Origin of the sequence: Methylotenera sp. N17, from assembly GCF_000799155.1 — a bacterium.
In the GTDB taxonomy this organism is placed as follows: Bacteria; Pseudomonadota; Gammaproteobacteria; order Burkholderiales; family Methylophilaceae; genus Methylophilus.
In genome coordinates, this window is sequence record NZ_JUGE01000001.1 from 482,318 (window position 1) to 507,737 (window position 25,420).

The 25,420-nt window shown below is 46.5% G+C and carries 28 protein-coding genes; 23 read left to right on the forward strand and 5 right to left on the reverse strand.

Annotated features, from left to right (window positions below):
• Positions 1–73: 73 nt before the first annotated feature.
• The 6 genes from FG11_RS02405 (at position 74) to scpB (ending at position 4,944) form a co-directional block, all read left to right on the forward strand.
• Positions 74–928 (forward strand): 3',5'-nucleoside bisphosphate phosphatase, encoded by an 855-nt coding sequence (locus FG11_RS02405; protein ID WP_025223920.1) that lies wholly within the window; start codon positions 74–76, stop codon positions 926–928.
• 38 nt (positions 929–966) lie between these two features.
• Positions 967–1,590 carry an L-threonylcarbamoyladenylate synthase gene (locus FG11_RS02410; RefSeq protein ID WP_025223921.1) on the forward strand — a complete coding sequence of 208 codons (624 nt, stop codon included), beginning with the start codon at positions 967–969 and terminating at the stop codon, positions 1,588–1,590.
• A 38-nt stretch (positions 1,591–1,628) separates the two neighbouring features.
• Positions 1,629–2,267, forward strand: coding sequence for a site-2 protease family protein (locus tag FG11_RS02415; RefSeq protein ID WP_020184054.1), 639 nt, complete (start codon positions 1,629–1,631; stop codon positions 2,265–2,267).
• A gap of 114 nt (positions 2,268–2,381) precedes the next feature.
• Entirely contained in the window at positions 2,382–3,584 is a 1,203-nt protein-coding gene (locus FG11_RS02420; protein WP_047532907.1) for a tryptophan--tRNA ligase, read from the forward strand.
• Positions 3,585–3,593: 9 nt separating this feature from the next.
• Positions 3,594–4,382 carry a segregation and condensation protein A gene (locus FG11_RS02425; protein ID WP_025223922.1) on the forward strand — a complete coding sequence of 263 codons (789 nt, stop codon included), beginning with the start codon at positions 3,594–3,596 and terminating at the stop codon, positions 4,380–4,382.
• Between the two features lie 10 nt (positions 4,383–4,392).
• The gene (gene scpB, locus FG11_RS02430) at positions 4,393–4,944 is read left to right on the forward strand and encodes an SMC-Scp complex subunit ScpB (protein WP_020184057.1); all 552 of its coding nucleotides are present in this window, start codon (positions 4,393–4,395) and stop codon (positions 4,942–4,944) included.
• Between the two features lie 17 nt (positions 4,945–4,961).
• Here the strand turns inward: scpB and FG11_RS02435 are convergent, their stop codons facing one another.
• The 4 genes from FG11_RS02435 to nadB form a co-directional block, all read right to left on the reverse strand.
• Positions 4,962–5,411 carry a hypothetical protein gene (locus FG11_RS02435; protein ID WP_152604034.1) on the reverse strand — a complete coding sequence of 150 codons (450 nt, stop codon included), beginning with the start codon at positions 5,409–5,411 and terminating at the stop codon, positions 4,962–4,964.
• 112 nt (positions 5,412–5,523) lie between these two features.
• Positions 5,524–6,003 carry an FKBP-type peptidyl-prolyl cis-trans isomerase gene (locus FG11_RS02440; RefSeq protein ID WP_020184059.1) on the reverse strand — a complete coding sequence of 160 codons (480 nt, stop codon included), beginning with the start codon at positions 6,001–6,003 and terminating at the stop codon, positions 5,524–5,526.
• A 71-nt stretch (positions 6,004–6,074) separates the two neighbouring features.
• Positions 6,075–6,554 carry a thermonuclease family protein gene (locus FG11_RS02445; protein ID WP_025223924.1) on the reverse strand — a complete coding sequence of 160 codons (480 nt, stop codon included), beginning with the start codon at positions 6,552–6,554 and terminating at the stop codon, positions 6,075–6,077.
• Between the two features lie 5 nt (positions 6,555–6,559).
• A complete protein-coding gene (gene nadB / locus FG11_RS02450; protein WP_025223925.1) occupies positions 6,560–8,200 on the reverse strand; it encodes an L-aspartate oxidase in 1,641 nt (546 codons plus the stop codon).
• 212 nt (positions 8,201–8,412) lie between these two features.
• Between nadB and rpoE the strand changes: the two genes are divergently transcribed.
• Genes rpoE through FG11_RS02475 form a run of 5 tightly spaced genes read left to right on the forward strand, consistent with a single transcriptional unit; the run spans position 8,413 to position 12,487 of the window.
• On the forward strand, positions 8,413–9,042 hold the full coding sequence (rpoE, locus tag FG11_RS02455; protein WP_081623312.1) for an RNA polymerase sigma factor RpoE: 630 nt from the start codon (positions 8,413–8,415) through the stop codon (positions 9,040–9,042).
• Between the two features lie 39 nt (positions 9,043–9,081).
• Positions 9,082–9,558: a sigma-E factor negative regulatory protein gene (locus FG11_RS02460; protein ID WP_020184063.1), complete on the forward strand. Its 477-nt coding sequence runs from the start codon at positions 9,082–9,084 to the stop codon at positions 9,556–9,558.
• 2 nt (positions 9,559–9,560) lie between these two features.
• On the forward strand, positions 9,561–10,532 hold the full coding sequence (locus FG11_RS02465) for a MucB/RseB C-terminal domain-containing protein (RefSeq protein ID WP_047532910.1): 972 nt from the start codon (positions 9,561–9,563) through the stop codon (positions 10,530–10,532).
• Positions 10,533–10,549: 17 nt separating this feature from the next.
• Entirely contained in the window at positions 10,550–11,041 is a 492-nt protein-coding gene (locus tag FG11_RS02470) for a SoxR reducing system RseC family protein (protein ID WP_047532918.1), read from the forward strand.
• A gap of 24 nt (positions 11,042–11,065) precedes the next feature.
• Entirely contained in the window at positions 11,066–12,487 is a 1,422-nt protein-coding gene (locus tag FG11_RS02475) for a DegQ family serine endoprotease (RefSeq protein ID WP_020184066.1), read from the forward strand.
• A 91-nt stretch (positions 12,488–12,578) separates the two neighbouring features.
• On the opposite strand, the gene FG11_RS13630 is transcribed toward FG11_RS02475, so the two are convergent.
• On the reverse strand, positions 12,579–15,389 hold the full coding sequence (locus tag FG11_RS13630) for an AsmA-like C-terminal region-containing protein (protein ID WP_200884554.1): 2,811 nt from the start codon (positions 15,387–15,389) through the stop codon (positions 12,579–12,581).
• Between the two features lie 441 nt (positions 15,390–15,830).
• Here FG11_RS13630 and lepA point away from each other — a divergent pair, with 441 nt between their 5' ends.
• The 12 genes from lepA to FG11_RS02535 are packed head-to-tail and all read left to right on the forward strand — an operon-like array spanning position 15,831 to position 25,367.
• Entirely contained in the window at positions 15,831–17,624 is a 1,794-nt protein-coding gene (gene lepA / locus FG11_RS02485; protein ID WP_025223930.1) for a translation elongation factor 4, read from the forward strand.
• A 36-nt stretch (positions 17,625–17,660) separates the two neighbouring features.
• Positions 17,661–18,461 (forward strand): signal peptidase I, encoded by an 801-nt coding sequence (gene lepB / locus FG11_RS02490; RefSeq protein WP_020184069.1) that lies wholly within the window; start codon positions 17,661–17,663, stop codon positions 18,459–18,461.
• Positions 18,462–18,485: 24 nt separating this feature from the next.
• On the forward strand, positions 18,486–18,851 hold the full coding sequence (locus FG11_RS02495) for a DUF4845 domain-containing protein (RefSeq protein ID WP_047532921.1): 366 nt from the start codon (positions 18,486–18,488) through the stop codon (positions 18,849–18,851).
• A gap of 21 nt (positions 18,852–18,872) precedes the next feature.
• Entirely contained in the window at positions 18,873–19,541 is a 669-nt protein-coding gene (rnc, locus tag FG11_RS02500; RefSeq protein WP_020184071.1) for a ribonuclease III, read from the forward strand.
• The gene (era, locus tag FG11_RS02505) at positions 19,538–20,422 is read left to right on the forward strand and encodes a GTPase Era (RefSeq protein ID WP_020184072.1); all 885 of its coding nucleotides are present in this window, start codon (positions 19,538–19,540) and stop codon (positions 20,420–20,422) included. The genes rnc and era overlap by 4 nt, the downstream gene beginning before the upstream one ends.
• Positions 20,423–20,460: 38 nt before the next feature.
• Positions 20,461–20,916: a hypothetical protein gene (locus tag FG11_RS02510; RefSeq protein WP_025223932.1), complete on the forward strand. Its 456-nt coding sequence runs from the start codon at positions 20,461–20,463 to the stop codon at positions 20,914–20,916.
• Positions 20,917–20,942: 26 nt separating this feature from the next.
• Positions 20,943–21,686 (forward strand): DNA repair protein RecO, encoded by a 744-nt coding sequence (recO, locus tag FG11_RS02515; protein WP_020184074.1) that lies wholly within the window; start codon positions 20,943–20,945, stop codon positions 21,684–21,686.
• A gap of 35 nt (positions 21,687–21,721) precedes the next feature.
• A complete protein-coding gene (gene pdxJ / locus FG11_RS02520; RefSeq protein ID WP_020184075.1) occupies positions 21,722–22,456 on the forward strand; it encodes a pyridoxine 5'-phosphate synthase in 735 nt (244 codons plus the stop codon).
• Positions 22,453–22,830, forward strand: a complete 378-nt coding sequence (acpS, locus tag FG11_RS02525; RefSeq protein ID WP_025223933.1) for a holo-ACP synthase — start codon at positions 22,453–22,455, stop codon at positions 22,828–22,830. The genes pdxJ and acpS overlap by 4 nt, the downstream gene beginning before the upstream one ends.
• Positions 22,831–22,832: 2 nt before the next feature.
• A complete protein-coding gene (locus FG11_RS02530; protein ID WP_047532927.1) occupies positions 22,833–23,636 on the forward strand; it encodes a tRNA threonylcarbamoyladenosine dehydratase in 804 nt (267 codons plus the stop codon).
• 10 nt (positions 23,637–23,646) lie between these two features.
• Positions 23,647–23,820 (forward strand): DUF2256 domain-containing protein, encoded by a 174-nt coding sequence (locus FG11_RS13735; RefSeq protein ID WP_081978170.1) that lies wholly within the window; start codon positions 23,647–23,649, stop codon positions 23,818–23,820.
• Positions 23,817–25,367, forward strand: coding sequence for a cryptochrome/photolyase family protein (locus FG11_RS02535; protein WP_200884555.1), 1,551 nt, complete (start codon positions 23,817–23,819; stop codon positions 25,365–25,367). Before FG11_RS13735 ends, FG11_RS02535 begins: the two co-directional genes overlap by 4 nt.
• The last annotated feature ends 53 nt before the right edge of the window (positions 25,368–25,420 follow it).

Sequence of the window (25,420 nt, forward strand, 5' to 3'; positions counted from 1 at the left end):
ACTTTGGTTGCGCTATCGGTAATCCCTGTATTTTGCTATGATTTCTGCTTGATTGCAAAATACTTATGAGATTATGGCCGCATTAATTGATTTGCATTGCCATTCAACCATTTCGGATGGCTTGCTTCCACCAGAAGAGTTGGTAGCGCACGCCGCTGCGCGCGGGGTTAAAGTGCTTGGCTTAACCGACCATGATGATTTAGGTGGCTTGGCCATTGCCAGAGAAGCGGCCAAACGCTATGGCATCGCCTTTGTGAATGGCGTGGAAATCTCCGTGACTTGGAAGCGCCGTACCTTGCATATCGTTGGTTTAAAGGTGGATGCGGATAATCCGGCCCTTAAAAATGCGCTGGCAGGCGTGCGTGATGCACGCGATGGGCGTGCTCGAGAAATTGCAGCAGGTTTGGCAAAAGTGGGGATTGCCGATGCTTACGAAGGCGCAAAATCCTTTGCCAAACAAAGCATTATGACGCGCAGCCATTTTGCACAGTTTTTGGTGCAAGCGGGTCACGCAAAAAATGTAAAAACTGTATTTAAAAAATATCTAGTCAAAGGTAAGCCCGGCTTTGTAGAACATCAATGGATGAGTTTAGAAGAGGCTGTCACGCTCATCAAACAAAGTGGAGGTTTTGCAGTGATTGCACATCCAGGTCGCTATGACTTAGGGTTTGTGAACATGCACTTGCTCATGCATGAGTTCAGAGGATATGGCGGCGACGCGATTGAAGTCGTCACTGGCAGCCACACGCCGCCGCAATATGATCAGTTTGCAAAAATTGCCCATCGTTTTAGTTTAAAAGCCTCGCAAGGTTCGGATTATCATGGTCCGGGCTTGTCTTATATGGAAATGGGCTACCTGCCTGATTTGCCGCATGGTTGTGTGCCGGTTTGGCAAGATTGGGAAGAGGCGCGATTACTTAACGCTTAGCGGCAAGTGCTTGGCGGATATTCTTACACGCAATCCTTATGGCCCAGTATTTTGTGATTCATGCAGAAAATCCACAACCACGCTTGGTGAAACAAGCGGTGGATATTTTGCAAAACGGCGGTGTGATTGCTTATCCCACCGACTCAAGCTATGCCTTGGGTTGCGCGCTTGGCTTTAAAGAGGCGCAAACCAAGATTCGCAGCATTCGTGGCGTGGATGATAGCCATTTGTTTACATTAATGTGCCGCAATCTAAGTGAGTTAAGCACCTACGCCAAAGTGGATAATGCGCAATTCAGATTGCTCAAAGCCAATACGCCGGGCCCTTATACCTTTATTTTAGAGGCCAGCCGTGAAGTGCCGCGCCGTCTTTTGCATGCTAAACGCAGTACGATTGGGCTACGTGTGCCGGAGCATGCGGTGACACAAGCGCTGCTTGAAGCATTGGATGCGCCCTTACTCAGCATGACCTTGCAGTTGCCTGGCGATGATGCGCCGTTGAATATTGCCTGGGAAATCCGTGAGCAATTGGAACATCAATTGGATTTGGTGATTGACTCAAGCCTGGCGCAGGCGGGTGAGACTACTGTGGTGGATTTAACTGGTGCATCGCCGGAAGTGATCAGGCAAGGTATAGGCACCATCGACGTACTGGGGATATGAGTACGCTTGGTTTATAGATTAATTAGGGATATCAACACTTGGAACTGACCGTTGTACAAAAAATTGCCGTATACGCGCTACCTATCTTATTTGCCATTACGGTGCATGAGGCGGCACATGGTTACGCTGCCAAATATTTTGGCGATCTAACAGCCGAAAGAATGGGCAGGATTAGCCTGAATCCACTTAAACATATCGATCCATTTGGCACCATTATCTTGCCTGCGTTGACGGTGATGCTTGGCGGTATATTATTTGGCTGGGCTAAGCCGGTACCTGTTAACTTTGCTAATTTACGCAATCCAAAAAAAGACATGTTTTGGGTGGCAGCAGCAGGCCCGGCCTCAAATTTCGTCATGGCGATTTTTTGGGCATTACTACTGAGTTATGCTAATTATGCGCCCAATACGGCCATCAATTTTTTAGCGGAAATGAGCTTGGCGGGTATCTCGATTAACTTAGTGCTGATGGTGTTGAATTTGCTGCCGATGCCGCCTTTAGACGGCGGACGTATTGCAGTGAGCTTGCTGCCTACGCCGATGGCGATTCAATTGGCACGTTTAGAACAATACGGCTTTATTATTTTGATTGTGCTGATGTTCACCGGTATTTTGGGCAAAATTATTTCGCCCATCATTCACTTATTTGAACGACTTATTTATATGATATTTATGTAGTCGCATAGGTGTGGTTGTCGCTTTAATCATGTATAAAAGCATGTGTAATTAAATAAGCATAATTTATAATTGGCTTTATTTTCAGAATTTAATTTTCTTTGGGTTTGAATCACTATGGCGGTCGAACGCGTTTTATCTGGCATGCGCCCTACAGGGCAGTTGCATTTGGGGCATTATCATGGCGTACTTAAAAATTGGTTACGTCTGCAACACGAGCATGAGTGCTTATTTTTTGTAGCCGATTGGCATGCACTCACCACGCATTACGACACACCGGAAGTGATTGAAGAAAGCGTTTGGGACATGGTGATTGATTGGTTGGCGGCAGGGGTCGATCCGGCCAATGCCACCATTTTTATTCAGTCGCGTGTGCCTGAGCATGCAGAGTTATATACCTTGCTCTCTATGATGACGCCGCTCAGCTGGCTGGAGCGCGTACCCACCTATAAAGATCAGCAAGAAAAACTGAGTAACAAAGACTTATCGACCTATGGTTTTTTAGGGTACCCCCTGCTGCAAAGCGCAGATATTTTGATTTACAAAGCCACGCAAGTGCCGGTAGGTGAAGACCAAGTGCCGCATATTGAGCTGACGCGCGAAATTGCCAGACGGTTTAACCATATTTATGGGCGTGAAAAAGGCTTTGAAGAAAAAGCAGAAGCAGCTATTAAGAAGTTAGGCTCTAAGCGTGCCGCCTTGTATGAGGAAATGCGTGCCGCCTATCAAGAAAGCGGCGATGAGGAAGCGTTGGAATCGGCGCGCGCCATGATTGAAGAGCAACAAGGCATGAGCATGGGCGATAAAGAGCGCTTGCTGGGCTACTTAGAGGGCGGTGGCAAGATTATCTTGGTGGAGCCTGATTACAAGCTAACCCCGGCTTCTAAAATGTTTGGTTTGGATGGTCAAAAAATGTCCAAGTCTTACAACAACACCATTTCATTGCGCGAGCCGATTGATGTGGTTGCCAAGAAAATCAAAACCATGCCGACAGATCCGGCCCGTATTCGCCGTACAGATCCGGGTGATCCCGCTAAATGTCCGGTATGGCAATTGCATGAAGTCTATTCGGATGACAAAGTGAAAGAGTGGGTACAGCAAGGCTGTAAATCGGCATCCATAGGTTGTATTGAATGCAAGCAACCAGTGATTGATGGTGTGGTCAATGAGTTGAAGCCAATTCAAGAGCGTGCAGCTGAATATGCCGAAGACCCAACATTGGTCAAAAATATCGTCGCTGAAGGCTGCGAAAAAGCACGTAAATTAGCACGCGAAACCATGCGTGAAGTACGCGACGTCATGGGTTTGAATTACAGCTAGATTGTACGCATGATAGAAGCGTCGATTCATGCCAAAATCAACGGAGAAACGCTGAATGCGTTGCCTCAGGATTTATATATCCCGCCGGATGCACTGGAAGTCTATTTGGAGACTTTTGAAGGCCCGCTGGATTTATTGCTGTACCTGATTCGCAAGCATAATCTAGATATTCTGGATATCCCGATGGCACAATTGACCGTGCAATATATGGGCTATGTAGACAAAATGAAAGTCATCAAGCTAGAGTTGGCAGCAGACTATTTATTGATGTCGGCCATGTTGATTGAGATTAAGTCACGCATGCTCTTGCCTAAACCTACAGAAGTGGCAGAAGAAGACGATCCGCGTGCAGAGTTGGTACGTAGATTGATGGAATACGAAGCGATTAAACTGGCAGCGCAGCGTTTAGATGCTATGCCGATGGTGGGCGCGGAGATTCAGGTGGCTTCAGCTTACTATCAGCACATTAGCCAAGTAAAGCCGCCGGAAGTTAGTTTGGATGACCTATTGGATGCTTGGAAAAACGTATTGAAGCGCGCAAAGCTGAATCAGCATCATAAATTGGGGCGTGCCGAGCTTTCCGTGCGCGAGCATATGAGCCAGATTTTGCGCCGTTTGAATGCTGAGAAAATGGTAGAGTTTTCGGCGCTGTTTGTGATGGATGATGCCGCATTGCCTAAATTGGTCGTGCATTTTCTGGCTATATTAGAGCTGGCCAAAGAAGGGTTGATACGCATTACGCAACAAGCCGCATTTAGCCCCATTTATTTACAATTGCACTCAATAACAGTTGAATAGGCGCACTTGAATGAAAGAGCTGAATAATATTCAAGAAATGAAGCAAGTGCTAGAAGCTGCCTTGCTGACAGCGGGTTTGCCATTAAGTCTGGACGACTTACTGAAATTGTTTGCAGGCAAAATGGAGCGCACTACGCTGCGTATGTTGCTGGATGAGCTCAAGCAAGATTGGGCAGATAAAACCTTAGATTTAGTGCAGGTTGCAAGTGGGTATCGCTTTCAAGCCAAAGCACAATACAGTGAATACATTGCACGCTTGAATCCTGATCGGCAGCCTAAATACTCACGCGCGGTGATGGAAACATTGGCCATTATTGCGTATCGTCAGCCGGTAACACGCGGTGACATTGAGCAGATTCGCGGTGTTGCGGTCAACCCAAACGTGATTCGTCAACTACAAGAGCGCGAATGGATTGATGTCGTTGGGCAGCGTGAGGTGCCTGGACGTCCATCGCTGTATGCCACGACAAAATTTTTTTTGGATGATTTAAACCTGAGATCGTTGGCAGAGTTGCCACCGTTTGAAGAGTTTACGCAGGCTGAAATTCCATTAGCCGAGTAGTGCTGTGGAGTACGGCGCTATTTCCACTTAAAAAACAAGGCAAATGCAATCAAGCCGGCCGTAAGTAAAATCAGGGCTAATGCCAGTAAATAGTTGTTCTCTTGTTTATAGATTTTTTCCGCTTTAGCATCTTCCGCTTTTACCTCCGCAAGCACCTCCTCTTTGCTGTTGTTTGCATTGGCTGCGCCTAAGTCTGAACGGTTTTGAGAAGGTTGTGCGCGTGCGACGATATGTAATTCGTCACGTTCCGCTACAGGAGCAGTAACAGGCGCCTCAGGCAACGTGCTGCTCGACATATGCGTCGATAAGCTCAGTTTTGGGTTTGCAATATGGGGAGCCGCGATTTGGATGTTTTTTTCGGTCGCGGTGTTGCTGAGCGGGGCGCTGATATGCTCTTTGGAGAGCGCCGGTGTACCTAAATGATTTTTGACTGGTTCTAGGCTGGCATGGCTCAGTTGTATGCACAATATGAAGGTTGCACATAAGAAAAAACCATGACAGCAACACGTGGCAATCAAATTGCGCAGCGTGTGCTGTAATAGCTGGTGAAAGCGATTCAAGGTTAAAAAACCCTAGCGATTAATGGTGATGTCCACCTGCGCCATGTACGTGTTGATGTGATACTTCTTCTTGGTTGGCTGCCCTGACTGCAGTGATTTTAGCCGTAAATAACAAGCGCTCACCTGCCCATGGATGATTGCCATCTACCACTACTTTGCCGTCAGCAATTTCAGTGATTGTATATAAAATCACATCACCGGTTTCGTCTTCGCCTTCAAACTGCATCCCAACTTTTAAATCTTTGCTTGGGAAAGCAGCGGCAGGTTCAATTTGTACTAGTGCTTCATCATATTCGCCAAATGCATCCACTGGCTCTAGGCTTACTTCAACTGTGTCACCAATGTTTTTACCATGCATGGCTTCTTCCACTTTTGGGAAAATGTTGTCGTAGCCACCATGTAAATAAGCAACAGGATCGGTACTAGATTCGAGCACTTGGCCATCGCTGTTTTTAAGTTCATAGGTCATGGTAACAACTGTATTCATGGCAACTTGCATGGATTTTCCTAACTGATAATAAATGATATTGAAATATAAAAGGATTTTAATCTATTTGCGCTAAAAGTGCTTTAGTTGCGCGTATGTTTTTGTCGCCACACCCAAGGAGGTATAGGTCGTTTTTGCTTCCAAAGCCCGCGCCGCGCATGGCGCGCATCTTCTTCGGTGGTTTGTAAATAGAGGTTGCTGGAGTAACGCGCATTAAACCAAGCATGTCCTTCCGTAATCATAAATTCACTCACCGGGATATTGTTACAGGATAAATAACCAAGGTCACGCTGGTATTTATCTATGCCGGTAAGTTGTACCGAAATGTCTGCATGTTTGCATAGCTTGATGAGCGCGCGTCTGGCTTGCTTGCCATATTTCTGGTTGCGCTCTGGCGCGTCGATATCGGTAATTCTGAGTTTGTATAGACGATCACCGTCTTGGATTTTGACCGTATCGCCATCGTACACTTGCTTAATGACTGGCGTTGCCCAAGCGGCTACGCTGAAACTAAATAGCCATCCAATAGCTAGGAGAATCGTAAACCGAATAAATGCCGCCATGCTAGTTAATGTAAATGAGCCGCCGTGGTTGGATGGCCGTGCGTGCTATCCAGCAAGCTATAATCTGCTGCCGGTTCGAGCACGGTGGGGACTGCCTCAGCGAGTAACTCTGGATAATCTTTGCTGTAATGCAGACCGCGGCTTTCGTGGCGCTCAATTGCGCTCAATACAATGAGTTCGGCAACTTGTAACAAGTTGCGTAGCTCAATTAAATCGTTGCTGATTCTAAAGTTACTATAGAACTCGTGCACTTCGTCTCGTAGCATATAAATACGGTGCAAGGCACGGCTTAGGCGTTTGTTGGTGCGCACAATGCCTACATAGTTCCACATAAACCGGCGTAACTCGTTCCAAGTGTGCGTAATCAAGACCTCTTCATCCGCATCTGTCACACGGCTTTCATCCCATGCCGGTAATGGCATGAATACCTGTTGTGCGTTCTGCATGATATGGTTGGCTGCTGCTTGGCTAAATACCAAGCACTCCAACAATGAATTGCTGGCTAGGCGGTTTGCACCATGCAGGCCGGTACAGGCGGTTTCGCCAATGGCGTATAAGCAGTCAATATCAGTACGACCATGCGCATCTGTCATCACGCCACCACAGCTATAATGCGCAGCCGGCACAACGGGAATCGGCTGTTGCGTGATGTCGATACCTAGCTCCAGACAGCGTTTGTAAATAGTGGGGAAGTGGCTCTGAATAAACTCGGCTGGCTGGTGTGAAATGTCTAGATAGACACAATCCAAGCCACGTTTTTTCATCTCAAAGTCAATGGCGCGCGCGACCACATCGCGCGGGGCTAACTCTTCACGCGCATCATGTGCAGGCATAAACCGGGTGCCATCCGGCAATTTAAGTTGGCCGCCTTCGCCGCGTACTACTTCAGAAATCAAAAAGGATTTGGCGTGTGGATGGTACAAGCAGGTAGGGTGGAATTGAATAAACTCCATATTGGCCACTCGACAGCCTGCACGCCACGCCATGGCAATGCCATCGCCAGTGCTGACGTCAGGGTTAGTGGTATATAAATACACTTTGCCGGCACCGCCGGTAGCCAGCGCGGTGTGCTGTGCTGCAATGGTAATGACTTTGCCGGTATCGTTGTCTAACACATAAGCACCTAAGCACCGGTTGCTCGAGGCAGCTAGCCCTAGCTTTTTAGTGGTGATTAAATCGACAGCAATATGATTTTCTAACAGCGTAATATTGGCGTGCTCACGGATACGTTCCGTCAGTGTTTTTTGTACGGCGTTGCCAGTGGCATCGGCTACATGAAAAATACGTCGATGACTGTGGCCGCCTTCGCGTGTCAGGTGGTAGCCGCTATCATCAGATTCGCGCGTAAAGTGCACGCCTTGCTGGATAAGCCACTCAATGGTTTCACGGCCTTTTTCTGCCACCATGCGTGTCACTGCTTGGTCACACAATCCGGCGCCGGCAATCAAGGTGTCTTCGATGTGCGCTTCAATGGAGTCTTCACTATTTAATACTGCAGCGATACCGCCTTGCGCCCAACTACTGGCACTGTCGGTAATCTCACGCTTGCTGACTAAACACACCTTTTTGCTATCGGCAATTTTCAATGCCAATGTTAATCCGGCAAGGCCGCTCCCGATAATCAGGACATCAAATTGATTATTCATACATCTTAATTTTAGTGAACTATTGGAAGTTTAACTGTGTCTCTACATAAGAGCTAGCGATGCATGTTAAATCATGTGTAAATAAGATAGGGGAAGAGAAAATGCTACAAACAGGTAAAATTGAGGAATTAACCCGATCAGGCTTCGTGGAAAGCCCCGCGAAGGCGTATACTACTGGCTACAAAAAAACCACAAACGGGAGCGACGCCGCTATGGCGGAAAAGCCAGTGCAAAACCCAAGCGCTGAGAATCGAGAGTTAGACCAAGTGTTGGTCTTACGTGCACAGCAAGGCGATAAAAGAGCATTCGGCTTGTTGGTGGAAAAATACCATCGTAAATTAGGCCGGTTACTTTCACGCATGATTCGCGATCAAGCGGAAGTGGAAGACGTGGTGCAAGAGTCTTTTATTAAGGCCTACCGCGCTTTGCACAACTTTAGGGGCGATAGCGCGTTTTATACTTGGTTGTACCGTATTGGCATCAACACGGCTAAAAACTATTTGGTCTCCATGGGCCGCAAGCCGCAAGTGATGCAAGACGTTGAAATTGAAGATGTAGAAAATTTTGACGAAGGCATTGAAATGCGCACCATGGACACGCCGGAAACAGCGTTGATGACCAAAGAGATTGCGCAAACAGTGAATGATACGATTGCCAATTTGCCAGATGAGTTACGTACGGCGATTACTTTGCGCGAGCTGGAAGGGCTAAGTTACGAAGACATTGCCTCGATTATGCAATGCCCAATTGGTACTGTGCGCTCACGTATTTTTAGAGCACGCGAGACCATTGCATTAAAATTGCGTCCGTTGTTAGATACACCTGAGCACAAACGTTGGTAATTTTGTTGAATATGATAAAGATAGAAGTACGGGGTTAGTATGAAAGAACAGTTATCAGCCTTGATTGACGGCGAATTTGATACGCATAACGCGGATCATCTTTTGATTGTTGCAAAGTCCGATGGTGAGCTACGACGCGCGTGGAACGAGTACCATATGATTGGCGATGTGATGCGCGGGGATGTTGTGTTGCATCGTAACGTGGCCGGCCGAATTCTGGAGGCACTGGACGAAGAGCCTACTGTGATTGCGCCAGCCATGGTGAAGGCATCGCGTACGGATACCAAGCAACCATTTTTTAAGAAGACTGCATTTTGGTCAGTTGCTGCATCCGTCACGGCGGTGATGTTTGTCGGACTCATGTTGTTGCAACAACAAAAGGCGGAACAGACACTGGTCAATCCAATTGAAATTGCAGAAAGTATGCCCAGTGAATACTTAGCTGCGCACCAAACGTATGCGCCTAACAGTGCCGCGTACTATATTCAAAGCGCCTCATATACGGAGCAACGTTAATAATGCTTAGATGGATGTTGGCTTGCGGCTTGTGCTGCGCGAGCCTTAATATTCAGGCCTCCGAAGACCCTTGGTTAGCGTTACAGAAAACCGCTTTTGCAGCGCGCGAACTTAACTATCAAGGCGTATTTGTCTATCAAAACGGTAATCAAATACGCTCAGTACAAATCACCCACATGAACAATGCCGGACGCGAACTGACCCGTAATGTGGTGCTGGATGGTCAGCCACGTGAAGTATTTAGTGAAGGCAGTGATATTGTCATTTTTAATGCAAAAAATAACAAAGTGGTGATTGAAAAGCGCCGCGGTCAAAATTTATTTCCAGCCATGTTGCCCACTAATCTAGATGTGATTAAATCTAGCTATATCGCAAAACTTGGCGCTATAGAACGGATTGCCGGGCGCGATGCACAAATCATTGATTTGGTGCCCAATGATAACTTTCGCTATTCGTATCGAATATGGTCTGATGCCGAATTTGGTTTGCTGTTGAAAATGACGCTGCTGGATAATCAAAACCGTGCGATTGAGCAGATAGGCTTTACGCAGCTGAGCATGCTCAATACGCATGAATTAGATTGGTTTCAACCCAAAATCGACTTATCCAAACAGTATGTAATGGAAGACGAGACCACGGTTAACCATGTCTCCAACAATTGGGTAGTGGCGAATTTACCGCCCGGATATCGTAAGATAGATCATATTGAGCATATTGTGCCCGGCAAGTCAGGCATTGTGAATCAAGTCATTTTTTCAGATGGTATTGCCTCGGTTTCTGTCTTTATCGAACCCCTTAAAAAGGGCATGCGTGCCAAAACAGGTCACAAAGTAGTGGGGTCGACCAATATTTGTGCGCATGTGATAGATGGCTATCAAGTGATTGTGGTGGGCGAAGTGCCAGCACAAACCGTGCAGCAAATTGCAAAAGCCATCAGCTTTAACAAGCAACCTACCACCACTGCCAATAAATAATTGTTGTTGAGTACATCATGATAGAAGAACGCGCTGTCATTCTCTCGCTAGAGTCTAACTCCTCTCCCGCTGATACATCCTCGATTGCTACTTTAGAAATTGAGCGTAAAACTGCTTGCGGATTATGTGGTCAAACCCGCGGCTGTGGTAATGCCATATGGGGAAAATTGTTTGCACATCGCTCAACAGCATTTAAAGCGAATAACAGCATTCATGCATCAGTAGGGCAAAGCGTTATCGTTGGCATCAATGAACGCGCGCTGTTATGGGGTGCTTTGCTTTTATATATATTGCCACTTGTGACCATGCTGATTGCCTCCATATTGATCATGCAATGGACTGATTCAAATGGCATCACCATGCTAGCAGCCTTGATTGGGTTAGTGCTAGGACTGTTGTGGGTGAAAGGGTTTACGGCAACACATCAGTATTTTGTGTTGCAACAGCCTGTCATTCTAAGATTGGCAGATGATGACAGGCCAATTACATTTGCCAATCAACTTAATTAACCTTGAGGATAGAAGGAAATTTAGATGTTAAAACAATGGATTTCTAGCACGTTGTTAACGATTGCAATTGCAGTCAATGCGTTGCCCGTTTATGCAAAAGATTTGCCAGACTTTACCGAACTGGCTGAGAAGCAAGGCCCTGCAGTGGTCAATATTAGCATCACCTCAGTTGCGCATACCAATGGTATGGCGCCTTTTCCAGGTATGCCGGATGATGAAAATATTCAAGAGTTCTTCAAGCGTTTTGGTATCCCAGGCATGCCGCCAGGCCAAGGACAAGCGCCGGGTGGACAAGAATTTAAAACTCAATCGTTGGGTTCAGGTTTTATTATTAGCCAGGATGGCTATATTTTAACGAACGCACATGTGGTGAGCGAAGCGGACGAAGTGTTAGTCAAGCTGTCAGACAAGCGTGAGTTCAAAGCCAAAATCATTGGTGCGGATAAGCGCACTGATGTGGCATTGATTAAAATCGAGGCGACCAATTTGCCTAAAGTGACTGTGGGTGACCCCAACGCACTGAAAGTCGGTGAATGGGTGGCGGCGATTGGCTCACCTTTTGGTTTGGAAAACACCATGACGGCTGGGATTGTCAGTGCAAAAGGGCGCGCATTGCCACAAGAAAACTTTGTGCCGTTTATTCAAACCGATGTGGCGATTAATCCAGGTAACTCTGGCGGCCCATTGTTTAATTTGCGTGGCGAAGTAGTGGGTATCAACTCACAGATTTATAGCCGCAGTGGTGGGTCTATGGGTTTGTCATTCAGTATCCCGATTGACGTGGCGATTGATATTTCCAACCAATTAAAAGCCAGTGGCAAAATCACACGTGGCTGGCTGGGGATTGCTATTCAAGAGCTCACCAAGGAGTTGGCTGAATCCTTTGGCATGAAAAATACCAATGGTGCTTTGGTAGCGGGGGTGGAGAAGGGTGGGCCTGCGGACAAAAGTGGTTTAGAAGCTGGAGATGTCATCACTAAGTTTGATAGCAAACCGATTGTGACCTCTAGTGACTTACCTCGCGTAGTGGGTAGTACAAAACCGGGTAAATCTGTGCCGGTAGAAGTGGTGCGTAAGGGCGCGGCTAAAACTCTGAATGTCAGTGTGGGCGAAATGCCGATCGATCCTGCCGAGGCGAGTGCGCCCAGTAAAGCAGCGCCAAAAGCAGAGGCCAATAAAATTGGATTGACGTTGAAAGAGCTCACGCCACAGCAAAAGAAAAAGCTCAATGGCAAAAATGGTTTGCTAGTCATTGAAAGTACTGGGATTGCAGCGCAGGCAGGCATTCGTCGTGGTGACGTCGTGCTAGGCCTAAACAACAGTGAAAGCCAAAGCGTTGATTTGTTTAATAAACAGATTAATGCTGTACCAGCAGGCAAGACAGTTGCTATTCTGGTATTGCGTGGCGAGAGCACGCTTTATGTGCCGATTAAGGTGACGAAGTAACACAACAAATAGCTGGCGATTCAGTCGGCTATTGCTGTTATGCAAAACCCGCATTGCATCTGCATGCGGGTTTTTTCTTTTCTCAAGATTGTTATTTCGTTTGCGGGTGATCTGCCGTGCCAGTGAGCACGAGAGTGGATTTAATTTGACGTGAGGCTGTACTTAAGTTGACACGAATACTACCTTTGAGCTGTTGGCTTTCTGTCACGGTTAATGCGCCTGAAGCTTTCATGTTTCCGGATTTAAGCGCAAGTTGATCAACTGTCAATTGTCGATTTTTTGTAAAAAGCCGACCACTCAGCGAATCGAATCGGGTAGTACCATTAATCGCGGCATTCTTTTTAGCTACTTGGATTGCGCGCATGATGTCTATCCAGCCAATCTCGCCTTGTGAAATATTGAACTGACCCTGTAGATTCGGTTGGTCGAAGAGATGTTCAATGTCCACAGCATTCGCAGAGATATCAATGTCCGCATCTACATTGCCTTTGGCGCTCACCGTGCTAAAGGCAGGCATTAAGCTGTCCAAATCCGCATTGTGTACATTAATTTTGCCAGAGGTCTGCCAACCGTTTAACCAATCTAATGTAAGTGCCCCTGTCAGGGTGCCGTTGTAGGCAAAGCCTTGAATTGTGCTGAAATGAATGGCGTCATGGTTGGCAGTGCCCTCTGCTTTCAGATTGCTAATAACGATCGGTGCACCCATTGGTAATGTCAGTTTTTTTGCTTGCATCGTAATCGCGTAATCATTCGCCTGTGCAGACAGTACAATCTGTGTGCGTTGCTCATCAAACATCATTTCCGCATGGCTCAGTTGACCACTAGGATTGAATTGCAAGCTAGCATCAAAACTGGGTAGCTTGGATTGCGCCAACTGAATCGTGATATCACGTAGCTCAAACTGTTGTGTTTGCCATTGCATTTTCGATTGTCCATGCATCAGCCATTGTGCGCTACGCTTGGCTTGCGCTGGTGTGATTAGCATACCTTTCAACTCAATTTTCTCAATGGGACGCGCGTCTGTCGTCAGCATTGCCCAAGTAGGAAAAATCTTGGCTGATTGTACTTGGACATCCGATACGTTGCCGACATCTATATGTTCGAGTACTAAGTGTGGGCTAGGCAATAGCGCAGTGTGCATTTGATGAATCTTGACACGCTCGCCAATATGATTGCTTGCCAGTTGCTCTACGTTGCTCAGCCAAGGGCTCACCACAATCGGCAGATAAGTGAGTAGCGCCAACACAAGCACTAAGCCCGCGATAGTTAAGCCTGCAGGTACCAGCCATTGTGTGACAAATGTGACCGTATAATGTAGGCCAAAACTAAATGCTTTGAGTAAAGAGAAGTTAAATGAAGGGAGTTTGAATTTAGGCACATTAGGTGCCGGGTTTGCACTCGCAATTGTATCGAAAGCGTCCGCAGATACATGTCTATAATCATCATAGGCTCCTGGCGCAAATGTATCGCCAAATGCTTCTTCATCTATGTCAATATGCTGCTTTACTTTTAGCGGTGTTGGCTCGGGTGGTGTTGACTTAGATGATGCCGCCTTTTTTTGCTGATGTTTTTGTAAAACGGCTTCTATCTCCGCCTTGGCTTTCGCCTCAGCTTCTGCTCTGGCCTGCGCTTCCGCTTCTACTCTGGCTTTCGCCTCCGCTTCTGCTCTGGCTTTCGCCTCAGCTTCTGCTCTGGCCTGCGCCTCCGCTTCTGCCTTGGCTTTCGCCTCAGCTTCTGCCTTAGCCTGTGCTTCCGCTTCTACTCTGGCTTTCGCCTCCGCTTCTGCTCTGGCTTTCGCCTCAGCTTCTGCTCTGGCTTTCGCCTCCGCTTCTGCTCTGGCTTTCGCCTCAGCTTCTGCCTTGGCTTTCGCCTCCGCTTCTGCTCTGGCTTTCACCTCCGCTTCTGCTTTGGCTTTCACCTCCGCTTCTGCTTTGGCCTGTGCTTCCGCTTCTGCTCTAGCTTTCGCCTCCGCTTCTGCCTTAGCCTGTGCTTCCGCTTCTGCTCTGGCTTTCGCCTCCGCTTCTGCCTTGGCCTGCGCTTCTACTTCTGCTCTGGCTTTCGCCTCCGCTTCTGCTCTGGCTTTCGCCTCAGCTTCTGCCTTGGCTTTCGCCTCCGCTTCTGCTCTGGCTTTCACCTCCGCTTCTGCTTTGGCCTGTGCTTCCGCTTCTGCTCTAGCTTTCGCCTCCGCTTCTGCTTTGGCCTGTGCTTCCGCTTCTGCTCTAGCTTTCGCCTCCGCTTCTGCTTTGGCCTGTGCTTCCGCTTCTGCTCTAGCTTTCGCCTCCGCTTCTGCCTTGGCCTGCGCTTCTACTTCTGCTCTGGCTTTCGCCTCAGCTTCTGCTTTGGCCTGTGCTTCTGCCTCTGCTCTAGCTTTCGCCTCAGCTTCTGCCTTGGCTTTCGCCTCAGCTTCTGCTTTGGCCTGCGCTTCTGCTTCTAGTCTTAATTTAGTCTCAATGGCTGCTTGTACTTGAGCAATGTTTTCGGCTTCTTCATCAAGCTCTGCTTGCGCACGTGCTTTGCCATCTTGTTTTTGATTGGATTTGTGCAAGGTAGCCACAGGTGTTGGGCTAGCGGATCTTGTAATCGCACTGCCAAAACTGGTGTCGAAAAATTGCTTGGTTTGCAGTTCCTCCACTACCATGGGGTTTATGGTATTGGAGGCAAAAAAGGCAGTCTCGTCAAAATCGCTTTTTGCAATGATGAAGCCATCATTGATGAGCTGAATCAGGATTTGGGTGTATTGATATTCTGTGAGTTTGCCTATGGCTTGCATCACAGACTTGGCATCGAGTTTACTATCGGTTTTGGTGAGTACCTGGATGTGGCTAGGCGGTAGCACTTTGTTTTTTAAAGACAAAGCCCTTGCGCCCTTGCTGGTTCTGCAGTAAACCGTTGATAAATTCATGCGAGTCCTTGCTCCGTTAAATCGTCATTTAACGCACCAATTGATATCACTTAAGCGCACCTCTGTTGGCTGCAAACAGGGTAACGCACTTGATATTTTGCGCGAAGATTCAGCGTTTACTAAATCATCTATAACGCTTTTTTAGTTTACTACAGATGATTTACTAGAGGTAGTGAATCCACCGGCTGGCATGGAATATTGTAGGTAGCGTCTAGTTTTGTTGTGTATTCGTCTCTTTTGCATAGTATTCAATATAAGTACTCACGTTTTTTGTGGGTTTTGAACAGTACCATCAACTGACTTTATTGCATGCATAACGATAGATAAACAGTGGCTACGATGCAATTAATTACAACCTAATCAAGCCTTTGTAGTAAAATCACGCCAACTTAAAAAAGGCGCATTATGCGCCTTACCTGTTTTTAAACGCTAAAGTAAACAATGAAAAATATCCGTAACTTCTCCATTATTGCTCACATTGACCACGGTAAATCTACACTGGCTGATCGTATTATTCAATTGTGCGGTGGGCTGGCCGACCGCGAAATGGAAGCGCAAGTGCTAGATAGTATGGATATTGAGCGTGAGCGCGGTATTACCATCAAGGCGCAAACGGCGGCATTGCAATATAAGGCCGATGATGGGCAAGTATACAACCTGAATTTAATTGATACGCCTGGCCACGTGGATTTTAGTTACGAAGTATCACGCTCACTTTCTGCGTGTGAAGGCGCACTGTTGGTAGTGGACGCCAGCCAAGGGGTTGAAGCGCAAAGTGTAGCCAATTGCTATACCGCTTTAGATTTGGGTGTTGAAGTCACTGCTGTACTGAACAAAATTGATTTGCCTTCTGCAGATCCGGATCGCGTGATTCAAGAGATTGAAGATGTGATTGGTGTAGACGCAACCGATGCAGTGCGTTGTTCTGCCAAAACCGGCGAAGGCGTGCGCGATGTATTAGAGGCTGTGATTGCCAAAGTGCCAGCGCCTAAAGGGGATGTTAATGCACCTTTAAAAGCGCTGGTGATTGATGCATGGTTTGATAACTATGTAGGTGTTGTAATGCTGGTACGCGTGATGGATGGTGTGTTAAAACCAAAAGATAAAATCCGCTTAATGGCCACGCACTCAGAGCATTTATGCGAACAAGTTGGTGTATTTACCCCTAAATCAGTACAAAAAACTGCACTCTCTGCGGGTGAGGTAGGTTTTGTGATTGCTGGGATCAAAGAGTTAGCCAATGCCAAAGTAGGCGATACGGTGACCTTGGCTGGCAAACCCGCTTCAGAAGCATTGGCCGGATTTAAAGAAGTGAAGCCGCAGGTGTTTGCAGGCTTGTACCCGGTAGAGTCTAACCAGTTTGAAGCCTTACGTACCGCGCTTGAGAAGCTGAGCTTAAACGATGCGTCATTATTGTTTGAACCAGAAAACTCCACGGCATTAGGCTTTGGCTTTAGATGCGGCTTCTTAGGTTTGTTGCACATGGAAATCGTACAAGAGCGTTTAGAGCGCGAGTACGATATGGATTTGATTACCACTGCACCCACAGTGGTTTATGAATTGCTGCTTAAAGATGGCAGCGTGGTACAGATTGAAAATCCATCACGCCTGCCAGAGCCTTCGCGTGTAGAAGAAACGCGTGAGCCTGTCATTAATGTGAATTTATTGATGCCACAAGACTATGTTGGCCCTGTGATGACGCTTTGTAACAATAAGCGCGGTCTTCAAAAAAATATGCAGTACATGGGGCGTCAAGTGATGCTCAGTTATGAAATGCCATTAAACGAAGTGGTGCTAGATTTTTTTGATAAATTAAAATCGGTATCGCGTGGCTACGCTTCAATGGACTATGAATTTTTAGAGTTTCGCGCCGCAGATTTGGTGAAGTTAGATATTATGGTCAATGGTGAGCGTGTGGATGCGCTCAGTATGATTGTGCACCGTGCCAACAGTGTGCATCGTGGCCGTGAGGTCGCGGCAAAAATGCGCGAGTTGATTCCACGTCAAATGTTCGATGTGGCGATTCAGGCCTCTATTGGTGCCAATATTATTGCGCGTGAGACGGTCAAAGCCATGCGTAAAAACGTGATTGCCAAATGTTATGGCGGTGATGTATCGCGTAAACGTAAATTGTTGGACAAGCAAAAAGAAGGTAAAAAACGCATGAAACAGGTGGGCAATGTGGAAATTCCACAAGAAGCTTTCCTGGCGATTTTGCGCGTAGAAGATAAGTAAGATTCATTAAAACAATAAACACTAAAAGGGATAACCATGTATTTTGCTTTGTTTATGTTGGTCATACTGCTGGTCACAGGGGCTATTTGGCTGCTCGATATTCTAGTGCTGCGCAAACGCAGAAAAAACAATGTAGACCCTTGGTATGTGGAGTATAGCAAAAGCTTTTTCCCCGTCATTTTGCTAGTGTTTGTCATCCGCTCATTTTTGGTAGAGCCATTTAAAATTCCATCCGGTTCGATGATGCCTACGCTACTGGCCGGCGATTATATTTTGGTCAATAAATTTACCTATGGCTTACGTGTGCCTATTTTGAACAATACCTTTGTCGAGTTGAATCAACCTAAACGTGGTGATGTGTTTGTATTTCATTATCCACCTGAGCCAACGATCGATTACATCAAGCGCGTGGTAGGTTTACCGGGGGATGTGATTCAATATCACAATAAGCGTTTAAGCATTAACGGCAAAGTGTTAAACGTTAACGATGAAGATGACTTTATCTACACCTTGCAAACCAAAGATGAAAACAATCAAGACCGTGATGTGACCATTCAAGCGTTACGCTATCAAGAGACATTGGGTGAGGTGAAACACGATATTTTGGTTCATGATTTGGTGAATCAATATGAATCAGGGTCACCAGGCGCTAAGCTGATGAGCGGGCAATCTATTACGGTGCCAGAAGGCCATTATTTTGCTATGGGCGATAATCGCGATAATAGTTCGGATAGTCGCGTATGGGGCTTTGTGCCGGAGCGCAACTTGGTAGGCAAGGCATTTTATATATGGTTTAATTTTGATAACTTTTCCAGAATTGGGAATACAATCCAATAAGGATTGTTGATAAGGAGAACAGTGATGCAGCCATTCCAAAACGGTCTAATCCGCAAACAACGAGGCATGTCTTTTTGGGGCACGTTAGTGGTGTTGGCGGCACTCGTGTTTATTGGTACGTTTGTGATGAAATCCTTGCCAGCTTATTTAGAGTTTAATGCCATCCGTACCAGCATTAAAGCCATTGCCAAAGAGAGTTCAGGCGAATTAAATAAAAAAGAGGTAGCTGATGCTTTTGACCGTCAAGCCACTATCGACACTATTGATAGCATCAAAGGACGAGATCTGCGTATTGAGGGCGGGGCGATTGTGGCTGAATATCAAAAGGTGATTCCATTGTTTGGCAATATGAGCATTCTGTTGGATTTTCATGCGACTACTGCAAAATAACTTGGCGCAACATAATCCCGCATGTCTTTAGCATCACTTCATCCACTCATTGGCTATACGTTCAACGCACCATCACTACTACAGCTGGCCGTCACACACCGCAGTTTTTCTGGTAACAATAATGAGCGCCTAGAGTTTTTAGGTGATGGGGTGCTTAACTTTATCGTGGCACATCAGTTGTATCATCGCTTTCCTAAGTTGCCTGAAGGTGATTTAAGTCGTTTGCGGGCGCAGTTGGTCAAAGAATCCAGCTTATGTGAGATTGCGTTGACGTTAAACCTCAAAGATTACTTAAAATTAGGTGAGGGCGAGCTGAAAAGTGCAGGCTGGCGCCGTCCTTCTATCCTAGCGGATGCACTGGAAGCTATTGTGGGCGCGGTATATCTGGATGGTGGCTTTGTCGCGGCAGAAGCGGCGGTATTGAAGCTGTTTGCACAAAAGCTCAGTACGATCGATCCCAAAGCAATTGATAAAGACGCGAAATCACAACTACAAGAATACTTGCAGAGCAAAAAAATTGAATTACCCGATTATGTGGTGGTCTCGATTGAAGGCGAAGCGCATGCACAAAGCTTTAAAGTAGAGTGTGTGATTAAAAAATTAGAGATTACAACTTTAGGCGAGGGCACTAGCCGTCGCAATGCAGAACAACAAGCTGCACAACTAGCCATGGAAAAAATAAATCAATGACTCAACCCTTTAAATGCGGCACTGTCGCGATTGTAGGCCGACCCAATGTAGGCAAATCGACATTGCTGAACCATATTTTGGGGATGAAGCTCGCTATTACTTCACGCAAGGCGCAAACCACGCGCCATCGCCTGTTAGGCATTCACACCACAGAAGATACGCAGTTTTTATTTGTAGATACTCCGGGTTTTCAGCAAAAACATTTAAATGCTTTAAACAAAACGCTTAATAAAACTGTGACGCAAGTGCTCACAGAGGTAGATGTAGTGTTGTTTGTGATTGAGCCGATGAAACTGGGCGATGCGGATAAAAAAGTACTGAGTTTACTACCAAAAAATAAACCGGTGCTGCTTGTGGTCAATAAGTCTGACCTAATGGGCGACAAGGGTAATCTGTTACCACTTATTCAAGACTTTGATTTATTGCATCCATTTGCTGGCATTATCCCTGTCAGTGCTAAAAAGAATTTGAATCTGGATGAGTTATTGCTAGCCACGCGTGAGCATTTGCCAGAGCAAGAGGCCATTTATGGTGAAGACGAGCTGACAGACAAGAACGAGCGTTTTTTGGCGGCAGAACTTATTCGCGAAAAAATATTCCGACTGCTTGGTGATGAGGTGCCTTATTCGGTGGCAGTAGAAATTGAAAAATTTGAAACAGTGAAAAATTTGCGTCGCATTTTTGCTGCGATTATTGTGGATAAAGACAGCCAAAAACCCATGCTGATTGGTAAAGGCGGGGAGAAGTTAAAACAAATTTCAACCGAAGCACGCCAAGACATGGAAAAACTATTTGGTAGTAAAGTGTATCTAGAAACTTGGGTTAAAGTGAAAGGCGGATGGGCAGATGATGAAAGGGCACTTAAAAGCTTGGGCTACTAGCGCCCATTGGAAAGCTGCCGTGGCGAGGTAACATCAGCATGCAATCCTCGCCATCTATGCAATTTGGACAGCCTATCTCGTTAGATGATCAGGGTATTTACTATACGGTCAATCGTAAAACAGGCGGCATCAATAATGTATTTCAATTGGTTTATGAAGACGATGACTGGTATTTGTTCCAATTAAAAAACACCAGTAAAGACGGCGATATGGCTTGGGTGATTTTGGCTGACCAAGGCGACTATGCGTTGATGAGTGTGGATACTGGAACAGTGCGCCAATTGTTTGATAAACCTGAATTTTCAGAGCCTAAAGGGGCTTGGCAACTGATGCGGAATGACCGCTACGGCTTTGGCAAATTTACCCCGCTCTTACCTGCAGCACCTATACGCTATGCCATGGTTTTATTTTCTGGCGAAGAGATGCTAGTCCCCTTATTGATTGAAAAAGCTGAGGACGAGTTGCTACAGAGTCTAGCAAGTCTTGCACGGTAATTCGCACGGATTCTGATGGTATAAATATGGCATCCCCCCTTCATCTACATCGCCAAGATAATCAGCCTGTCTACGTGCTACACACCTATCCATTCAAAGAAACCAGTTTGGTGGTTGAGTTATTTACACAGCGATTCGGTCGTGTGGCTGTGCTGGCCAAAGGTGCGCGTCGGCCACGTTCCGCCATGCGTGGTATGTTGCAATCATTTCAATTGTTGACAGGTACTTGGTCAGGAAAAAACGAACTGAAGACATTACATAGTTTGGATTGGTCTGCAGGGCTGACCTTGCTCAAGGGTGAAGCGCTGATGTGCGGATTTTATTTGAATGAGCTGCTGCTGCGCCTGCTGCCTAGAGAGGATGCGCACGAAGACTTGTTTGCCTATTACGCCAATACGTTGAATGCGCTGTCAGGCATGTCGACAGCCAGTCAACCGCTTGAATTGGCCGTGATTCTCAGGCGATTTGAGTTAACGCTACTACAAGAACTGGGATACGCTATTCCGTTGCTGCAAGACGAAAATGGTGAGCCGATTGTTGCAGAAAAAAACTACCGCTACGAGGCGGAGTATGGCGCATGTGAATTAGGGGCAACTAAAAATGGCGTACAATTACGGGGCGGAACATTGCTGGATATGGCACGCGAAGACTATCGTGATGCACAATCACAGGTACAAAGTAAGCAACTGATGCGCTATTTACTGGCGCATTATTTGGGGGATAAACCCTTACATACACGACAGCTACTCATTGATTTACAAGGGTTATAAGCTGTTTTTGTGATTTGATAATAGAAAATTACTAAATGATTAAATTAGGCGTCAACATCGACCACGTCGCCACCATACGTCAGGCGCGTGGCACTAAATACCCCAGTGTAGTACAAGCTGCTTTGCGTGCTGAGCAATCAGGCGCAGATAGCATCACCTTGCACTTGCGCGAAGACAGACGTCATATGCAAGATGCGGATATCTTTGCATTACGTCCTTTGCTGCAAACCAAAATGAATTTGGAATGTGCGGTCACAGATGAAATGTTAGACATTGCGATTAAAGTAGCGCCGCAAGATGTGTGCTTGGTGCCAGAGCGTCGAGAAGAACGTACTACCGAAGGTGGTTTAGATGTGATTACGCACTATGCCAAGGTTGAGCATGCCGTCAAAAAACTGAGCGATGCCGGTATTCGTGTCTCACTATTTATTGCGCCCGATATTGCACAGATTGATGCCGCCGTGAAAATGGGTGCGCCCGTAATTGAATTGCATACCGGTACCTTTGCCGATGCTGAAACAGAACGTGCGCAAGAGGACGAACTCAGCCGAATTGAGCTGGCGTTGCATCATGCGCGTGATGCCAAGCTGGTCGTCAATGCAGGCCATGGCTTGCATTATCACAACGTGCATCACGTTGCGCGTATGTTTGGGTTTGAGGAGTTGAATATTGGCCACGCCATTGTTGCGCATGCCCTATTTGTGGGTTGGGATAACGCGGTGCGCGAGATGAAAGCGTTGATGAAAGAAGCGGCGACATTGACACGATGATTTACGGCATCGGTACGGACATTGTTGAAGTCGCCAGGCTTGAAAACTCTATTCAGAACTTTGGGGATGAGTTTGCTTTGCGTGTACTCGCTGAGAGTGAACTGGCTAGCTATCATCAAACCAAACTTAAGGCACGCTTTTTAGCCAAGCGGTTTGCAGCTAAAGAAGCATTTTCCAAAGCACTGGGCACCGGTATCCGTGGTGTGGTCAGCTTTCAAAATATTGCCGTGTCGCATGACGATTTAGGCAAGCCGGTACTAGTATTAGCGCAGGAATTGGCGAACTTTGTGCAAGAAAAACACATTACGCGTATGCACGTGACGATCAGTGATGAAAAAAATCTAGCGGCGGCCTTTGTGGTGCTAGAGCAGTAACCATGCAGTCTAACCTTCCGGATTACGAGCGTCGCTTTGGTGGTGTGCGCCGCTTGTATGGCGCAGCAGGATTCGATAAGTTACAAGCAGCGCATGTGTGTGTCATTGGAATGGGTGGGGTAGGCTCGTGGGCGGTGGAGGCTTTAGCGCGTAACGCCATTGGCACATTGACGTTGATTGATTTGGATAACATTGCCGAATCGAATGTGAATCGGCAATTGCATGCAGTGGACGATGCGTTTGGCTTGCCAAAAGTGACCGCGATGCAACAGCGCGTCAAGATGATCAATCCAGCTTGTGAAGTACACACGATAGAAGACTTTATTACCCCCGACAATATTGCTGCATTATTGGGCCAGGGTTTTGATGTGATTGTGGATTGCATTGATGATGCTAAGGCCAAAGTGGCCCTAGCCGCACTTTGTAAACAACAGCAACAACCGCTGGTGATGGTGGGCAGCGCTGGCGGACGCTTAGACCCCACGCGTATCCAAGTAGATGATTTAGCGTATGTCACAGGGGATCGCTTGTTGGCCAAAGTGCGCAATCAATTGCGTCGTGATTTTGCTTTCCCCAAAGCGAGTAACACTAAAAAGTCTGCAAAATTTGGTGTTTTAGCTATATTCTCTGACGAGCCTGCACTTAAACCAATACAAGTAGAAGGCGCCGGATGTGAGATCAATCCTATCAGTTCAACCAGTATCACTGGATTGAATTGTGCCGGTTATGGCTCCAGTGTGTGTGTGACCGCGCCGTTTGGATTTACCGCTGCGCAATATGCGTTGAACCACATTGTAAAACCATAGTCATTGAGGCATGACCTCTATACAATCGCCGGCCAATTTTAGAGGCAATAAATCCAACCTTCCCTACAAGTTATGTGTTCTATGTGGGCGCAGTATGGTGTGGCGCAAAGCGTGGGCAAACAACTGGGATGCTGTGAAATATTGTTCTACACACTGTAGCCGTGCCGCAAAATCAAAACGATGATTCGCCATTTAGTTATAGTGCTGGGGGATCAATTAACCCTTGATAATCCTGCGCTTGAAGGCTTTGACGTTGCTTGTGATCAAGTAGTCATGGCTGAAGTGATAGGTGAGGGTGCGCATGTATGGAGTCATAAAGCACGCATTGCATTATTCTTATCTGCTATGCGCCATTTTGCGGAAAGCCTTAAAACATCTGGTTTTCCAGTTACTTACTATCCATTAGGTGAGCACAGATATACTGAACTACAAGAAGTTTGGTCACATCATATTAAGCAACACGCGCCGCAGAAAATGATTGTTTGTGAGCCAGGTGAATACCGCGTGTTGCAACTGCTTAAGACGTGCGCAGAAAACACCAATATACCGCTTATTGTACGGGACGATACGCATTTTATGTGTAGCCAAGCCAACTTTAAACGTTGGGCTGGCCAAAGTAAAAGCTTACGCATGGAGTTTTTTTACCGCAACATGCGTCAGGAACACCAAGTGTTGATGCAGGGCACTCAACCCATTGGCGGTGATTGGAATTACGACCATGAAAATCGCAAAACCTTTGGTAAGCATGGGCCGCAATCAGTGCCGCAAGCCCCGGTGTTTGAGATTGATGCCATCACACACGAAGTATTTGCGGATGTAGAACACCATTTTGCAGAGCACCCGGGGACATTGGCACATTTTTGTTGGCCGGTGACACGTAACCAAGCCTTAACACTGTTAGATGTGTTTATCCAATACAAGCTTGCTGATTTTGGCGCACATCAAGATGCGATGTGGCAAGGCAGTGAGCAACCTCAATATGCTTTTTTGTGGCATTCATTGCTGGCTTCATCGCTTAATTTAAAGTTGTTGAACCCACGTGAGGTGATACAAGCGGCAGAGCAGGCTTATCACGCATATCAATTGCCTCTGGCCAGTGTGGAAGGATTTATCCGTCAAATTTTGGGTTGGCGAGAGTTCATTAGAGGAGTGTACTGGTTAGATATGCCGGCGATGGCAGAAGGCAATCATTACAAACATCAACGTAATTTACCTATTTGGTATTGGACAGCCAATACCCATATGAACTGCATGCGTCAAACCATCACGCAAACCATGCAGTATGGCTATGCGCATCACATTCAACGTTTGATGGTCACTGGGATGTTTGGTCTATTGGCGGAAATCGCGCCCAAACAAATAGAAGCTTGGTATCTGGCTGTGTATGTGGATGCAGTAGAATGGGTGGAATTGCCTAATGTGGCAGGCATGGCTTTGCATGCAAATGGTGGGCGCTTTACTTCTAAACCCTATGTGGCAAGCGGTGCCTATATTCAGAGAATGAGTAATTACTGCCAAGGTTGCCGCTATAAACCTGATATTAAAACGGGTGCGCAGGCTTGCCCTGTCACCACGTTGTACTGGCATTTTCTAATTAAGCATTGTCAGGACTTCGCACATCATCCTCGCACGGCCTTGATGGTGAAGCATGTCGATAAGATGTCACAAGAGAAACGCAATGCCATTACCGATTACGCACAAGGGTTATTAGCACGACTAGATAACCTCTAGCCAATGCTAAACTTGCATGCATGTCACAAATTTGTCATAAACGACATAGGGTT

Excerpts from the sequence above, each read along its gene's own strand:
- FG11_RS13735 (WP_081978170.1), top strand. The coding sequence starts at position 23,647 with ATGACCTCTATACAATCGCCGGCCAATTTTAGAGGCAATAAATCCAAC.
- FG11_RS02510 (WP_025223932.1), top strand. The coding sequence starts at position 20,461 with ATGCAATCCTCGCCATCTATGCAATTTGGACAGCCTATCTCGTTAGAT.
- recO (WP_020184074.1), top strand. The coding sequence starts at position 20,943 with ATGGCATCCCCCCTTCATCTACATCGCCAAGATAATCAGCCTGTCTAC.
- FG11_RS02535 (WP_200884555.1), top strand. The coding sequence starts at position 23,817 with ATGATTCGCCATTTAGTTATAGTGCTGGGGGATCAATTAACCCTTGAT.
- nadB (WP_025223925.1), bottom strand. The coding sequence starts at position 8,200 with ATGAATAATCAATTTGATGTCCTGATTATCGGGAGCGGCCTTGCCGGA.
- FG11_RS02465 (WP_047532910.1), top strand. The coding sequence starts at position 9,561 with ATGCTTAGATGGATGTTGGCTTGCGGCTTGTGCTGCGCGAGCCTTAAT.
- acpS (WP_025223933.1), top strand. The coding sequence starts at position 22,453 with ATGATTTACGGCATCGGTACGGACATTGTTGAAGTCGCCAGGCTTGAA.
- FG11_RS02460 (WP_020184063.1), top strand. The coding sequence starts at position 9,082 with ATGAAAGAACAGTTATCAGCCTTGATTGACGGCGAATTTGATACGCAT.
- FG11_RS02420 (WP_047532907.1), top strand. The coding sequence starts at position 2,382 with ATGGCGGTCGAACGCGTTTTATCTGGCATGCGCCCTACAGGGCAGTTG.
- lepB (WP_020184069.1), top strand. The coding sequence starts at position 17,661 with ATGTATTTTGCTTTGTTTATGTTGGTCATACTGCTGGTCACAGGGGCT.
- rpoE (WP_081623312.1), top strand. The coding sequence starts at position 8,413 with ATGGCGGAAAAGCCAGTGCAAAACCCAAGCGCTGAGAATCGAGAGTTA.
- era (WP_020184072.1), top strand. The coding sequence starts at position 19,538 with ATGACTCAACCCTTTAAATGCGGCACTGTCGCGATTGTAGGCCGACCC.
- rnc (WP_020184071.1), top strand. The coding sequence starts at position 18,873 with ATGTCTTTAGCATCACTTCATCCACTCATTGGCTATACGTTCAACGCA.
- FG11_RS13630 (WP_200884554.1), bottom strand. The coding sequence starts at position 15,389 with ATGAATTTATCAACGGTTTACTGCAGAACCAGCAAGGGCGCAAGGGCT.
- FG11_RS02445 (WP_025223924.1), bottom strand. The coding sequence starts at position 6,554 with ATGGCGGCATTTATTCGGTTTACGATTCTCCTAGCTATTGGATGGCTA.
- FG11_RS02475 (WP_020184066.1), top strand. The coding sequence starts at position 11,066 with ATGTTAAAACAATGGATTTCTAGCACGTTGTTAACGATTGCAATTGCA.
- FG11_RS02530 (WP_047532927.1), top strand. The coding sequence starts at position 22,833 with ATGCAGTCTAACCTTCCGGATTACGAGCGTCGCTTTGGTGGTGTGCGC.
- lepA (WP_025223930.1), top strand. The coding sequence starts at position 15,831 with ATGAAAAATATCCGTAACTTCTCCATTATTGCTCACATTGACCACGGT.
- scpB (WP_020184057.1), top strand. The coding sequence starts at position 4,393 with ATGAAAGAGCTGAATAATATTCAAGAAATGAAGCAAGTGCTAGAAGCT.
- FG11_RS02410 (WP_025223921.1), top strand. The coding sequence starts at position 967 with ATGGCCCAGTATTTTGTGATTCATGCAGAAAATCCACAACCACGCTTG.
- pdxJ (WP_020184075.1), top strand. The coding sequence starts at position 21,722 with ATGATTAAATTAGGCGTCAACATCGACCACGTCGCCACCATACGTCAG.
- FG11_RS02405 (WP_025223920.1), top strand. The coding sequence starts at position 74 with ATGGCCGCATTAATTGATTTGCATTGCCATTCAACCATTTCGGATGGC.
- FG11_RS02440 (WP_020184059.1), bottom strand. The coding sequence starts at position 6,003 with ATGCAAGTTGCCATGAATACAGTTGTTACCATGACCTATGAACTTAAA.
- FG11_RS02495 (WP_047532921.1), top strand. The coding sequence starts at position 18,486 with ATGCAGCCATTCCAAAACGGTCTAATCCGCAAACAACGAGGCATGTCT.
- FG11_RS02425 (WP_025223922.1), top strand. The coding sequence starts at position 3,594 with ATGATAGAAGCGTCGATTCATGCCAAAATCAACGGAGAAACGCTGAAT.
- FG11_RS02470 (WP_047532918.1), top strand. The coding sequence starts at position 10,550 with ATGATAGAAGAACGCGCTGTCATTCTCTCGCTAGAGTCTAACTCCTCT.